9 protein-coding genes and 1 pseudogene are annotated in these 14,377 nt (G+C 38.1%); 6 read left to right on the top strand and 4 right to left on the bottom strand.

Annotated elements, in window-relative coordinates:
• Positions 1-68: 68 nt before the first annotated feature.
• Positions 69-6,422 (bottom strand): annotated as a pseudogene (locus BAQ44_RS16300) (hypothetical protein); the annotation flags it as partial.
• Between the two features lie 275 nt (positions 6,423-6,697).
• Here BAQ44_RS16300 and BAQ44_RS16305 point away from each other — a divergent pair.
• A complete protein-coding gene (locus tag BAQ44_RS16305) occupies positions 6,698-7,768 on the top strand; it encodes a hypothetical protein (RefSeq protein ID WP_071722401.1) in 1,071 nt (356 codons plus the stop codon).
• 57 nt (positions 7,769-7,825) lie between these two features.
• Positions 7,826-8,881, top strand: coding sequence for a hypothetical protein (locus BAQ44_RS16310; RefSeq protein ID WP_071722403.1), 1,056 nt, complete (start codon positions 7,826-7,828; stop codon positions 8,879-8,881).
• Between the two features lie 34 nt (positions 8,882-8,915).
• Here the strand turns inward: BAQ44_RS16310 and BAQ44_RS16315 are convergent, their stop codons facing one another.
• Positions 8,916-9,353 carry a DUF2621 domain-containing protein gene (locus BAQ44_RS16315; protein ID WP_063262434.1) on the bottom strand — a complete coding sequence of 146 codons (438 nt, stop codon included), beginning with the start codon at positions 9,351-9,353 and terminating at the stop codon, positions 8,916-8,918.
• A 103-nt stretch (positions 9,354-9,456) separates the two neighbouring features.
• Positions 9,457-9,753: a hypothetical protein gene (locus BAQ44_RS16320; RefSeq protein ID WP_071722405.1), complete on the bottom strand. Its 297-nt coding sequence runs from the start codon at positions 9,751-9,753 to the stop codon at positions 9,457-9,459.
• Between the two features lie 254 nt (positions 9,754-10,007).
• Between BAQ44_RS16320 and BAQ44_RS16330 the strand changes: the two genes are divergently transcribed.
• Positions 10,008-10,586, top strand: coding sequence for an AAA family ATPase (locus BAQ44_RS16330; protein ID WP_071722410.1), 579 nt, complete (start codon positions 10,008-10,010; stop codon positions 10,584-10,586).
• Positions 10,583-11,155 carry a DJ-1/PfpI family protein gene (locus tag BAQ44_RS16335; protein ID WP_071722412.1) on the top strand — a complete coding sequence of 191 codons (573 nt, stop codon included), beginning with the start codon at positions 10,583-10,585 and terminating at the stop codon, positions 11,153-11,155. The genes BAQ44_RS16330 and BAQ44_RS16335 overlap by 4 nt, the downstream gene beginning before the upstream one ends.
• Before the next feature lie 13 nt (positions 11,156-11,168).
• Here the strand turns inward: BAQ44_RS16335 and BAQ44_RS16340 are convergent, their stop codons facing one another.
• Positions 11,169-12,116, bottom strand: a complete 948-nt coding sequence (locus BAQ44_RS16340; RefSeq protein WP_071722414.1) for a class I SAM-dependent methyltransferase — start codon at positions 12,114-12,116, stop codon at positions 11,169-11,171.
• A 194-nt stretch (positions 12,117-12,310) separates the two neighbouring features.
• Here BAQ44_RS16340 and hutP point away from each other — a divergent pair, with 194 nt between their 5' ends.
• A complete protein-coding gene (gene hutP, locus BAQ44_RS16345; protein ID WP_000926516.1) occupies positions 12,311-12,751 on the top strand; it encodes a histidine utilization transcription antiterminator HutP in 441 nt (146 codons plus the stop codon).
• A 104-nt stretch (positions 12,752-12,855) separates the two neighbouring features.
• Complete coding sequence (gene hutH / locus BAQ44_RS16350) at positions 12,856-14,373, top strand: histidine ammonia-lyase (protein ID WP_000631839.1); 1,518 nt, start codon at positions 12,856-12,858, stop codon at positions 14,371-14,373.
• The last annotated feature ends 4 nt before the right edge of the window (positions 14,374-14,377 follow it).

The raw sequence follows: 14,377 nt of genomic DNA on the forward strand, positions 1-14,377 counted from the left end.
AGTGGCACGTACCGTGCGGATCGGGGGAAAAGTTGGAGATAACCTCAAAGACTTACCTATCGACAATTAATGATATCACCTAGTGTAACTGTTTCCGGCGTAGCTGTTTTTTGCGGATTTAATATAGCTGTATTTACATCCGTTGTGTTAATTGGAGTAGGGTCTGTAATGGTAATAGGAGGTTCACCAGGAACTGGTTCATATGTGAAAGTAACAGTTGCTTGATTTCGAATGATACCACCAGGTGGTACGCTTGTTACTCTCGCTTGGAATTGAACAGTAATTGTGTCGTTCGGATTGACTGTACCTACAGGTATACCCGCTACAGGATTTGCTCCAAGGTCTGGAAGGCCATTTATTACAACGCTACCAGGAACAAATGTTAATCCATTCGCTAACGGATCGGTAATGATGACGGAAGTTGCAGGGACTGATCCGCGATTTTGGAAGGTTACGGTATACGTTATGATTTCATTTATATCTACAATTTGTTTGTCTGCTAGTTTATTCGGGTTAGGTGTAGGTGTAATAACGGATACTTCAACAGTTGGAGTAGGATCTGTAATGGTAATAGGGGGTTCGCTAGGGTTTGGTTGGAATGTGTAAGTGACAGTTGCTGTATTTGTAATAATGCCGTCTGGTGGCAATGTTGTTACAGTAACTTGATAAATTAATGTAATAATTTGTCCTGGAGTTACTGTTCCGACATTTACACCACTACTTGGATTTACACCAGGTAAAGAAACACCATTTACAGAAACACTATTCGGTACGAAATTGGTTCCAGCTGGAGTAGGGTCTGTCATAATGACATCTGTCGCATTAATATTTCCTACATTTTGGAATGTGATTGTATATGTGATAGTATCACCGAGATTGATTATTTGAGGGTTTGCTTGCTTGTTAGGGTTAATGGTAACTTCACTTACTCGAGTTTTTGTAGTAGGTGTAGGTGTAGTAATAGATACAGGTGGTAAGTTTGGATCTGGCTGATATTGGAATGAAACGGTGCCCTCATTTTCAATAAAACCTGTCGGCGGTATCGATGTTACTTGTACTTGGAAAGTTACGACGGCCGAGGTGTTAGGTTCTAATGTACCGATAAGAATTCCAGAACTAGGGACGGTACCTGGTTGTGGCACGTCATTAATCATTACACTATTTGGAATGAAAGTAGTACCAGCTGGAATAGGATCGGTTACAAGTACATTCGTGGCAGGGACAGTTCCTGTATTTTGTAAGGAGATTGTATAAGTGATTGTGTCACCTAATAATGCAAATACTTTATCAGCGGATTTTGTAGGATTCGTTGTCGCTGTGTTGACATTTGTAGTAGTAGGGGGCGTTGGAGTAGTTACTGTTACTGGTGGTTCTCCAGGATTAGGTTGGAATGTGTAGGTGATAGTAGCTTCATTTACAATAATTCCGTTAGGTGGTATGGAAACAACGCGAACTTGGAATGTTAAAACAACTGATTGACTAGGGTTTAATGTGCCCAGAGGGATGCCAAGAGCTGGGTCAACATTACTAGTTGGTACACCATTAATTGTAACGCTATTTGGAATGAAAGTAGTTCCTGTTGGGATGGGGTCTGTAAAAACGATATCTGTCAGTTGTACAGTTTGTAAGTTTTGGAAGGTAACGGTGTACGTAATAATATCACCTATATCAACGTTGTTTCGATCAGCTGTTTTCGATGGATTAATAATACTATTAATGATTTCAGTATTAACTGGTGGTGTTGTCTCTGTTTCTGTAATAGGAGGTTCATTTGGATTAGGCTGAGATGTAAAGTTGACTGAACCAACATTTGTAACAACCCCGTTAGGCGGTATATTTGTAATCGTTACTTGGAATGTGATGTTTACTATTTGATTCGGTTGTATAGTACCGATAGGTATTCCGACACTTGGATCAATACCTGGTTGTGAAATACCATTTACTGTAACGGAATCTATAATAAATTGTGTACCTACTGGTGGTGGATCAATGACAGATACATTTGTCATAGGAATATTTCCGATGTTTTCAAGAGTGATTGTATACGTGAGTACATCTCCAATGTTAGCAACTGATAAATCTACTGTTTTAGTTGACTCTAACTCTGCATTTTGTACAATTGTTTCTGCGATTGGAGTAGGTGTGGTTGTTGTAATAGGCGGAAGGGTAGGGTCTGGTTGAGATGTGTAAGTGACATTTGCTTCATTTGAGATAATACCATTTGGTGGTAGAGCAGTTACTTGTACTTCTAAAGTAACAGTCACTATTTGTCTAGGATTTAATGTGCCAACTGGGATTCCTGTTTCAGGGGTCAAGTCAGGTTGTAAAATACCGTTAATCGTAATGCTTCCAGGAATAAATGTAGTTCCAGTAGGGATAGAATCTGTAATAATGACATCAGTTGCAGGTATATTACCAGAATTTTGAAGGGTGATTGTATAAGTGAGTGTATCGCCAATACTTGCAAACTCACGGTCTACTGTTTTTTGCGGATTCGGGTTAGCGGTACGAACCGGTAAAGTAACAGTAGGAGTCGTTTCTGTCGTTGTAATAGGTGGTTCACTTGGGTTAGGTTGAGAAATATAGGTTACAACTGCCGTATTTTCTATTTTTCCGTTAGGTGGAATAGCATTTATTTGTACTTGGAACGTAACCGTGACAGTTTCGCCAGGGTTAACAGTACCGACGGGAATACCTGTGATTGGGCTTACGCCAGGTTGAGGAATATTATTTACTGTAACGCTATTCGTAACAAAAGTTGTACCAGGTGGCAAAGAATCTGTAATTGTTACACCTGTAGCAGGGATGGTTCCTTGGTTTGTAAATGTGACAGTATAAGTTACGATATCACCAATTTCTGCAAACGTAAGGTTTGCAGTTTTTGTTGGACTTATGACTACAGTTTGAATAGGAGTCGTAGTTTCAGGAGTCGTTTCTGTTTTTGTGACGGGAGGTAAATTTGGATCCGGTTGATAATTAAATGTGACACTTCCTTGATTGCGTATTTCGCCGCTAGCAGGGATGTTTACTACTCGTACTTGGAAAGTAATCGTCGCTCGTTCGGACGGCGCTAAAGTTCCAAGTGAAATTCCTGATGCTGGATTGGTTCCTGGTTGAGGAATACCATTAATCGTAACACTATCTGAAACAAATACAGTACCAGCAGGGATAGAATCAATCACGGTTATATTCGTAGCAGGGACAGTACCGGTGTTTTGAAATGAGAGTGTATAGGTAATGATATCATTTAATGCAACGAAGGAACGATCAGCTGTTTTTTGTGGATGTAGTGTTGCTGTATTAACTGCCGTTTCTGTTTCAGGAGTTGTAATAGTTGTTGTAACAGGAGGTTCATTCGGATTTGGCTCATATGTGAATGTTATATTTGCTTGGTTTCTAATGACTCCCCCGGGCGGGATGCTATTTACTACACCTTGGAATGTAACTGTAATACTTTGACCAGGATTTACAGTGCCGACTGGAATACCAATTTCGGGATTTTCTCCAAGCTGGGATGTTCCATTCACGACAACGCTACCAGGAACGAATGAAACACCAGATGGAAGTATATCTTTCACAATAACATTTGTAGCGGGCACGGTCCCCCTATTTTGAAATGTTACGGTAAAAGTAATCGTATCTCCTAAATCAGCAATTTGTCGATCAACAGATTTTGTAGTCGTCGGATTTGGATTGTTAATTGGGATGTTCACACTTGGAGTTGTAGTAGTTGTTGTAACGGGGGGCTCACTTGGATTCGGTTGATATTGATAAGTGAAGGACGCTTGGTTTCTAATTATTCCATCAGGTGGTAAATTTGTAACGACAACTTGGTAGGTGATTGTTTTTGTTTCTCCGACAGAAATCGTGCCGAGTTGTAGTCCGAGTGCTGGATCGGAACCAGGATTCGAAACGCCATCAATCGTAACACTATTGGGAACGAAAATAGTCCCGTTAGGTGTAGGGTCTGTAACGACAACATTTGTAGCTGGAACTGTCCCATTATTTGTGAATGTGACCGTATAGGTAATCGTATCACCTATATCAGCAACTTGTTTATCTGCAGATTTTGTAGGTGCTGTAACAACGGTCCCAACTTGTGTTTCCGTTTTAGGAGTAGGGGTAGTTTTTGTAACAGGGGGTTCATTTGGGTTTACAATATGATTAAATGATACACTGCCCTGGTTTTCTATAAGGCCATTAGGTGGCACACTTGTAACTTGAACCTGGAATGTAATTGTTTTTGCTTGATTTGGATTTAAAGTGCCGATTGGTATACCGTTTTCAGGATTACTGTTAGGTTGTGAGACACCATCAATCGTGACACTATTTGGAATAAAAGTTGTACCGTTTGGGATTGGATCTGTTAGTAAAATATTCGTAGAGGGAACAGTGCCGTTATTTTGTAAACTAATTGTATACGTAATAACATCACCAATATCAACGAAATTACGATTAGCAGATTTTGTAGGGTTAACCGTAGCGGTATTAACAGCGACTGTAGTAGGTGCTGTCGGTTCGGTTGTTGTAACAGGCGGTTTTGTTGGGTCTGGCTGATACGTATATGTCGTTGAAGCTTCGTTTGTAATAACACCGCCAGCAGGAATTTGTGTAACAAGAACTTGAAATGAGAGTGTTTTCGTTTCACCGGGATTAATTGTTCCAATTGGAATTCCTAGTACTGGATTTGAATTTGGAACGGGAGCATTATTTAAGACTACACTGTTCGGAATGAATGTTGTACCAGCAGGAATTGTATCATTAAAAACTACATTCGTAGCAGGTATCGTACCATCATTGGTAAAAGTAATCGTATACGTAATAATATCACCAATATCAACAGCAGTTTTATCTGCCGTTTTAACAGGATTTGTAATAGCAGTGTTAACAGGAGTAGTGGTGGGTGGTGTAGGATTTGTTGTTGTAATAGGTGGTTTTGTTGGATCTGGTTCATACGTAAATGTTGTGGTTCCAATATTTCGAATTAAGCCATTCTCTGGGAGAGAAGTAACTTGAACTTGGAATGTAACTGTAGCGGTTGTACTAGCAGCAATTGTTCCGATTTGTATACCACCAGCAGGATTTACACCAGTTTGTGAAGCGCCGTTAATTGTGACGCTATTTGGAATAAATGTAGTGCCACTTGGAATAGGATCAGTTACAATAACGTTCGTCGCATCAATGTTTCCTGTGTTCGGTACAGTAATTGTATACGTAATAATATCACCAATATCAGCAATTTGTGGACTAGCTGTTTTTGTTGGATTTACAATTGCAGTTCGTACAGAAGTAGTTGTTGGAGGTGGTGTTGTAGTAGTTGTCGTTGGGGGTTCAGTAGGGTTCGGTTGCGACGTAAATGTTATATTTGCTTCGTTAGTAATCGTTCCATTAGCTGGAAGAGAAGTGACTTGAACTTGAAATGTGACAGTTGTAGTTTGACCAGCAGGAATCGTACCTAACGGAATATTTGTTGGTGTTACGCCGGATTGTGTCGTTCCATTAACTGTAACACTGTTTGGAATGAAAGTAGTGCCAGTAGGGATAGGATCAGTGATAGAAACATTTGTTGCTGAAATATTACCGTTATTTGGAACAGTAATCGTATACGTAATGATGTCACCAATGTTTACAATTTGTTGATTTGCATTTTTAGTCGGATTAATGATAGTAGCATTAATTTGTGTTTCAACTATATTACTTGTAGAGTTTCTGTTAATTGGTGGTTGACTTGGTGGATTGTATTGAAAACTTGAAGTTGCACTATTAGGGATAGGGTTAGGTGTAGGAAGGCTATTAACTCGAACTTGAAAAGTAATTGTAGCAATCCCGTTTGCTGCAATCGTTCCTACATTTATACCAGTAGCAGGATTATCGGTAGTAGAAGTGCCATTTACTGTAACGCTACCTGGAACAAACGATGTACCAGCAGGAGGTGTGTCTGTAATGATAACGTTATTGGCAGCTAATGGAGCTTCGTTTGTAGCGGTTATGGTGTACGTAATCGTATCACCGATGGTAGCGATTGTTTTATCTACTGCTTTTGTTAATGAGACATTAGCTGTGAAAATATCTGTATCAACTATATTGCTGGTTGTTGTACGTGTGATAGTGGGTGCGTTAGGTGCAGGTTGAAATTCATATCCAAATGATGCTACGTTACTAGCGACAGGTGGTGTAGGAATACTAGTTACATCTACTTGAAAAGTAATTGTAACAGAACCACCAGCAGGAATATTATTGATAGGAATACCAGTCGAGGGATCGCCGGCTGTTGGAGTACCATTAACAGTTACACTGTTTGGAACGAAAGTGGTGCCAGCTGGTATGGGGTCTGTAAATGTAACGTTTTGGGCAGGCAGTGTTCCAGTATTTTGGACAACGATTGTATAGGTTAAACGACTTCCTATTGTTGCTATTGCCATTAGATTCGTCCTTTCTCAATAAATTTAAATCCGATCGATAGTTAGATATTTACAAATAGCATCAATTCAAAAGTAAAAACTCGTTCTATTTGTAAAAAAATATGAAAAATGTGCTCGTCATTGCATCCTATTCAAATATAAATGAATAGGAATAGGCAAAGGCTTTTTTTTTGCCTAAATTAGCTCGTATGTATATAAATGGAACTTTTTCGTTTTGCTCGCATTAAATGAAATAGCGAGAAAATATTACTTTTAATAGAAAGGAAGTGAGGTTGTTGGCCTTTGTACAAACATATACAAAAACGGATTCGCTTTTTATGGTGCATACAGGAAATACGTTAGGGATGCGTGGTATTACGACAGCTACTGCATATCAATATAACGCATTAATTTCTACAAATACAAATTTGAGTTTTGCTGGGGTGCCATCCTCAACAGATACTGATACCTTCGCAGGAACGACAAATGATTGGACTTTAGATGGGTCATGGACGAGGCTCAATCCATCTGTAACAGATGTACCAATAACGGCTACGGTCGACTTTGCAATGTTAGTTTGGCAAGGAACATTAGGGGGGACTGTAACAGAAGCGGTAGTCAATGCGAATACTCCAACATTTAGAACCCCGGATGATGTGACTCACACTATTACAAGTACACCTGCGTGGGGAGAAACAAGGTCGAGTGGGACATTTCAAGGTACGATTTATACACGTGCAGCTAATGTGACAAGTATTCTTCAAGGGCTTCCTAATCGTGCTCTAGGTGATTATTTTGTAGAACGTGTTCCAACGGCAAATCCACCTTTGCAAGGAACAGGAGTAGGGTGGGCGTTAGTTGTTGTATATCGTGATAATTCATATCCTGTTAGGAATGTTAGTTTATATACTGGTTTACTCATTTCTACATTGGGTGAGACAGCAACGATTTCTAATTTTATCACGCCCGCTACAGCACCGGTGAACGCTCGTGTATTTACAATGGCGTTAAATGGTGATACAGATGCAACAGCAGATACATTTGTGTTAAATGGTACAGCGCTTGTGGGTCCTAATAATGCCAATCCTAATTTTTTCGCTTCGCAAGTCAATAATTATGTAGGGAATTTAAATACAATTGGTAGCTTTGCAGACCGAAATATGCCCATTGGAACTGCGACAAACAATCGGCGCGCTGAATTTGATGTGACGAATGTTCCTGCTAACGGTGTATTAACAGCTGGGTCAACTTCTACGACAGTTAATATCCCAAATACATTTGATTATCTTTATGCGGGTGCTGTAGGTTTACAAATAGAGTTAGGAGAGGCTCGTCTATCTGCTACAAAATCGGTAACTGTAAGTTAAAGTAATTGAAAATGTTAGTGAAAAATCCCTTTTATAAAATAATAGGAGTGATCTTTATTGGCCTTCGTTCGAGCTTACGGTAAAAATGATAATTTATTCATGATGCATACGGGCAATACGATGGGAATGCGTGGTACTGCTAATACAAACTTTGCTTACAATGCACTTATTACATTAAATACTGACTTAACCTTTGGAGGGGTTCCTTCATCAACAGACCCAAATACATTTGGAGGTACGACGAATGATTGGACGTTAGATGGTTCATGGGCTGAAGTAAATCCATCAACTATTATTGTTCCAGCTACAGCGGTTGTAGATTTTGCCTTACTTGTTTGGTCAGGTGGTTTGGATACGGCTGTTACAACCGCTGTTGTTGATGCGAATCCACCAAATTTAGTTACGCCAGATGGAACGAGTACACAAGTGACAATTAATTCAGCATGGTCATCAGAAGGGACGAATTTACCTTTTATAGCCAATGTTTATAATCGAGCAGCAGACGTTACATCTTTATTACAAGGATTACCCAATCGAGCAGCAGGAAGATATAGCGTAACGAGATTACCTACGCGTCAGCCGGTTGGATATGGTGCTGGATGGTCGTTGATTGTTGTATATCGTGATTCCTCATATCCGGTGAGAAATGTGAGTTTATTTCCAGGTTTTTTATTATCGGGTACACCACAAACTCTTTCTGGATTTTTCACACCAGCTACAGGGACAGTGACAGCAAGAGCTTTTGTAATGGCGGTAAATGGTGATCCGAACTTTACAGGTGATAATTTTCAATTGAACTCTGTGACATTAACAGGACCAAATAATCCAATAGGAAACTTTTTTAGAGGGCAAGTAAATGATATTAATGGAAATTTAAATACAATTGGTAGTTTTGCAGATCGTAATTTTTCTGGAACAACTACAAATGCAAATGCAAGAGCTGAATTTGATATTACAAATGTAAATGCAACAGGTTCTATTGCATCAAATACGACATCCACACAAGTGAATATTACAGGAACAGGTGATACGATTTATATAAGTGCGGTCGGATTACAAATAGACTTAGCAGAAGCTAGATTAACAGCCGTAAAATCAGTAACTGTAAGTTAAAAAAAGATTGCTATAAGCTAGCAATCTTTTTTTATTAGAGGGATTTTGTTAATAAAGTTTTATAGTTAGAATAATCAATCTCTTTTTCTTGTAGTTTTTTCACTAAAAATTTATGGTCGCGCTTTGGTGTAGCAATAATATACCCTTTAATAATTAAATCTTGTGTAATTTGAGAGGCTTTTTCTTGTAATGCTAGTTCTCCGATTTTTCCGGCAATTTTTGATTTAGCAACATCGCGAAATAGTTCTGGAACAGGACTTACGAGCTCTTCTAACAATTGTTTTTGTTCGTCATCCCATAAATGCCTAGTTTTATTAATATAGTGCTCTTCCCAATCTAATATAGACATACCATCTTCTTTTGGTAGTCGTTTTAAAAATTTTCTGAACATAAAGTATCCACCGATAGACATAAGTCCTAATAAAATAACAGTCCATAGCACAATAAACCAACTGAACCATCCTTCGAGCAAGCGTATCCCCCCTTAATGATTGCGGTTTTCTTTTATTCATATTATAAACAGTGAGATTCATAGAAAGCAAGAACGCTTGGTCATTTTGACCAAGCGTTATCATTTAAACAAAGTATAGTTGTTCAACACATAAATTGTTACTATCATCTTCTACATATTCGATGATTAATGTGCCAACTTTACGATCTTTATCTTCAGTTGTGAAAATAGAGTAAGAAGTAAAACGTGTTGTTGATAGGCCGCTTATATGTGTAGGTAAAGAAATGTAGTCGTTATCGCGGAAGAATTCCATTAGTTCAATATCCTCAAATTCTTTTCGGTCAACTTGTTTGTTTGTATAGCGGCGTTGAAGTTGTTTTAAAGACTCATTCCAAGAAATTGCTTTTGTGTCGTATACCATTGTTCTATCTCCTTACTGTATGTAATAATTAAGAACATACGTTCTAAACTAGTATACTCTTTTTATTAGAAAAGGGAAAGCAAAAAATAATGTAAGCTTGGATTTCCAAGCTTACATTATCGATGCGTCCGTCATAATCTCTAATTTTTATTATAAGTTAGATAAGAATAAGAAACAAGATGATATATATATTGTTGATGGTTTTCAAAATTCTGTATATTGTAGATGTACTAAAGCGCAAGGGAATGAGAGGGATGGCATATGTAATTTCACTTCAAGGACCAATGGCAAGCGGAAAAACAACATTGGCTAAAAGGTTAGAGCGATGTGGACTTTCAGTTATATATGAAAACCCTTATCCAATTGTAGAAAAGCGAAAGCAATTAAATTTGGATATGAATTCAAAAGAAGGATTTATTATAAATCAAAAAATGTTTATCGAAGCAAAAATAAAGGAGTTTCAAAATGTGAAAGATTCAGTCGTGATTTTTGATCGTGGACCAGAAGACATCCTGTTCTATACACTTTTTTATCCAACGATTATAGGGAAAGAGTGGGATATAGAAGGTGAATTGAAAGATGAATTATATCGATTAAGAGAATGTCGTTCAGATGCAATTTTTTATTTAGATGTGACGGAAAAGAATGTATATGATAGAAAAAATAACGATAGAACAAGAAACAGAAGTACATTTGATGAGCAATTTAAATTAGTAGAAACTGAAAAAGAATGGTATAAACAATTTTCTGTAACTTATGTAGACACGAATAGATTAACAGTGGACGAATTAGAGGAATATTTTATAAAATGGTTGAAGGAGAGAGGGTTATGAAAAAAATACTTTTATTTGTGTACCCAACATTTGCGGAGTTTGAAATAACGGTAGCTACGGCGCTGCTGAAAAATAAATTTGAAATTATTACAGCGAGTGTAACAAAAGAATTGATTATAAGTGAAACAGGTTTGCAAGTGCAACCACATATAGAATTAAGTGAAGTGCGTGTAGAAGAATTTGAGGGGATTATTATTCCAGGTGGAGATGCAATACATATGAAAGATGCAGAAGTACTTTTTTCAGTCATTCGTCAATTTCATGAACAAGAAAAATTAGTAGCTGCTATTTGTGCTGGACCATATGCGCTAGCAAAAGCAGGCTTATTCAAAGCAATCTCGTATACGGTGACTATGGATTATCAAAAATTAGATTGTTTTCCAGTAGAAAATTTTGTATATGAAGAAATTGTGCAACACTCAAATATTATTACAGCACAGGGGCATGCATTTGTACCATTTGGAATAGCGATTGCCTCTTATTGTGGAGTAGCGAACAAACATAATATAAATTTTTATGGTGGTAAGGGCAATATGATGATGGAGGAGCTTTTGCCTGAGAATGTATAAAAGCTAGCATTTGCTAGCTTTTTTCTTTTTTACATCGATAAATGGCTAACGTTTTCGGATCGCGCCATATACCGTTATGAAGTGACAATTCATTTTCTACTTCTTTTTTTAGCCATTCCTTCATTTCGGCGTGAAGATATGTATTATCAGGTATATTTAGGGATGGAAACATGCTAGAAATATAGTTTACAATCGGAGTAGCATGATGAAAAACGAGAGCATTATGAATAACTGTTTCTTCGACAGTTGGAAAAACAGACTGTAATATCTCTTTACCATTTTCTAAACAAAATGGAGTGACTGATGATGTTGTTTTCGGTAAATCAAATGCGTCTAACATGCGGTTACACATTTCAACTATACGAGGTAATGTAACGTCAGAATTTGTTGTAGCTAAAAGTGAGCCACCAGGACGAATTACTTTATGGAATCCTTGAACTGTTTTTTCAACACTTTTCATGTGATATAACATATGTCTTGCGACGATCCAGTCGTAGCAATTAGCTTCAAAAGGAAGATTACCAGCATCACCTAATCTCCATTCAATTATGTTATTTTTTATTGCAGCTTCAGAAAGCATCGTTTTCGATTGATCAAAACCGGTTAGTTGTCCTTTATGACCGTTAGTTTGTAAAAGAGAAAGAAAATTCCCGTTAGCGCATCCAACCTCTAATATTTTTTCGTCTCCTTGAAGTTGTAAGTGTTCCATGACGAATTCATCTAAATTCACTTGTTTTTCTTCGTAATGTTTATGCGTATCGATACGAGTTTGTAAATGGTTGCTTACGTTGTATTGGCGTTTTACATCATTCATTTTTTCACATTCCACCTTCGTGCAAAATTGCTGAATCGCATGTGTTAATACGTCGGTTTTCTTTAAATCTTCATATTGGAGTGCAGCTTCAAACCTTTCAAGTAATTTTTCTTCAATTCGAAAATGAATATCTTTTCGCTTCGTCATTGAAATATAACCCCTTTGCATTTGTTAGTGAGGCTATAGCACACCTGAAAACTTTGTGTGAATAATTTGTGTACACAAATGAAGGAGATAAAAAAATTGTTTGAATGTGAGTTTAAACTATTGACGATTTAACCGTTTTCATATATTCTTAAATTAAGAAATATTCAAATAATTAAAAGAAATGAGAGAGTCACATGCTTCTTCAAGGAACACATCGAATTGGTCGTATGGCCATGTTGTTGGCACTTGCGGATGAGAATGAAAGCCCTGTATTATCTATTCCGAAAGGTTGGAAGTATTGTACAGGGAAAGTGGGTTCGATGAATTCGCAAAAAGTTGTAGCAGCAATGGAAACAGCGGCTAAGAGCAACCAAGTTATTGAAACAGATGTTTACAGAGAAACACATGCACTTTATCATGCAATTATGGAAGCTTTGTACGGAGTGACGAGAGGTCAAATTCAGTTAGCAGACGTTCTTCGTACAGTAGGACTTCGCTTTGCGATTGTGCGCGGTACACCATACGACGGAAAAAAAGAAGGCGAATGGGTTGCTGTTGCATTATATGGAACGATTGGTGCACCTGTAAAAGGATCTGAGCATGAGGCGATTGGTTTAGGAATTAATCACATATGATTTGCCCATAGTCTATTAGTTAGAAGGGGGCCTTACTTTTTTAGGACAGAAGTCTGTCTTAAAAAGATAAGGTCCCCTTTTGCCTTTTTAAGGAGGAAAAAAGAATGATTACGTTAACAGGACACACATTGACAATTGAAGAAATGAAGAGGTTGTTACTTGAAGGGGAAGGTGTAACAGCTTGTCCAAATAGTATGCAAAAGGTGGCGGAATGCCGCGAAGTTGTTGAGAAAATTGTAGAGGACGGAAAAGTCGTTTACGGTATTACAACTGGATTTGGAAAGTTCAGTGATGTGCTTATTCAAAAAGATGATGTAAAGGCACTTCAACACAATTTAATTCAGTCACATGCATGCGGGATAGGCGATCCATTCCCTGAAGAAGTATCACGCGGTATGTTAATTTTACGAGCGAACACGATGCTTAAAGGCGTATCCGGTGTTAGACCGCTTGTTGTAAATATGCTTCTTGAGTTTGTAAATCGTAAAATTCACCCAGTCGTTCCGCAACAAGGTTCACTTGGTGCGAGTGGCGATTTAGCGCCTTTATCTCATCTTGCGCTCGTATTATTAGGCGAAGGTGAAGTGTTCTATAAAGGGAAGCGCGTTCATGCGATGGTGGCTCTTACAGAAGAAGGTCTTGAGCCGATTGAACTTGAAGCGAAAGAAGGGCTTGCATTAATCAATGGTACGCAGGCGATGACAGCTCAAGGAGTTCTTTCTTATATAGAAGCAGAAGCAACGGCTTATCAAGCTGAATTCATTGCTTCGATGACAATTGAGGGGTTACAAGGCATTATTGATGCATTTGATGAAAATGTTCATAAAGCACGAGGTTATAAAGAGCAAGTGGAAGTAGCGAGCAGAATTCGTGACATCCTTCACGATAGTAAGTTAACAACAAAACAAGGAGAGCTACGAGTACAGGATGCATATTCACTTCGCTGTATCCCGCAAGTACATGGTGCTTCTTGGCAAGTTTTAAATTATGTGAAAGAAAAATTAGAAATTGAAATGAATGCCGCAACAGATAATCCGCTAATCTTTGATGGCGGAGAAAAAGTAATTTCGGGTGGTAATTTCCACGGTCAACCGATTGCGTTTGCGATGGACTTCTTAAAAGTAGGAATGGCGGAACTTGCAAATATTTCAGAGCGTCGTATTGAGCGTTTAGTAAATCCGCAATTAAATGATTTACCTCCATTTTTAAGTCCAGAACCAGGACTTCAGTCTGGTGCAATGATTATGCAATACGCAGCAGCGTCACTTGTTTCTGAAAATAAAACGTTAGCACATCCGGCGAGTGTTGATTCAATCCCGTCATCAGCTAACCAAGAAGATCACGTAAGTATGGGAACAATCGCTTCACGCCATGCGCATCAAATTATTCAAAACGTAAGACGTGTTCTTTCAATTGAAATGATTTGTGCGATGCAAGCAGCAGAATATCGAGGTATTGAAAACATGAGTACAGTGACGAAGAGCTTCTACCATCAAGGTCGTCAGCAAGTACCTTCTATTACAAATGACCGCATATTCTCAACGGATATTGAAAATATTGCGTATTGGTTAAAAACGAATTATTCGATAAAAGAAAGATTAGATGTAAACGCAGCACTATAAAATG

The organism is Bacillus mobilis (assembly GCF_001884045.1).
Classification (GTDB): domain Bacteria; phylum Bacillota; class Bacilli; order Bacillales; family Bacillaceae_G; genus Bacillus_A; species Bacillus_A mobilis.

What these genes read in the sequence shown, in the direction of transcription:
- hutP (WP_000926516.1), top strand. Translation starts at nt 12,311, where the DNA reads ATGCTTCTTCAAGGAACACATCGAATTGGTCGTATGGCCATGTTGTTG.
- BAQ44_RS16330 (WP_071722410.1), top strand. Translation starts at nt 10,008, where the DNA reads ATGGCATATGTAATTTCACTTCAAGGACCAATGGCAAGCGGAAAAACA.
- BAQ44_RS16320 (WP_071722405.1), bottom strand. Translation starts at nt 9,753, where the DNA reads ATGGTATACGACACAAAAGCAATTTCTTGGAATGAGTCTTTAAAACAA.
- BAQ44_RS16340 (WP_071722414.1), bottom strand. Translation starts at nt 12,116, where the DNA reads ATGACGAAGCGAAAAGATATTCATTTTCGAATTGAAGAAAAATTACTT.
- BAQ44_RS16335 (WP_071722412.1), top strand. Translation starts at nt 10,583, where the DNA reads ATGAAAAAAATACTTTTATTTGTGTACCCAACATTTGCGGAGTTTGAA.
- hutH (WP_000631839.1), top strand. Translation starts at nt 12,856, where the DNA reads ATGATTACGTTAACAGGACACACATTGACAATTGAAGAAATGAAGAGG.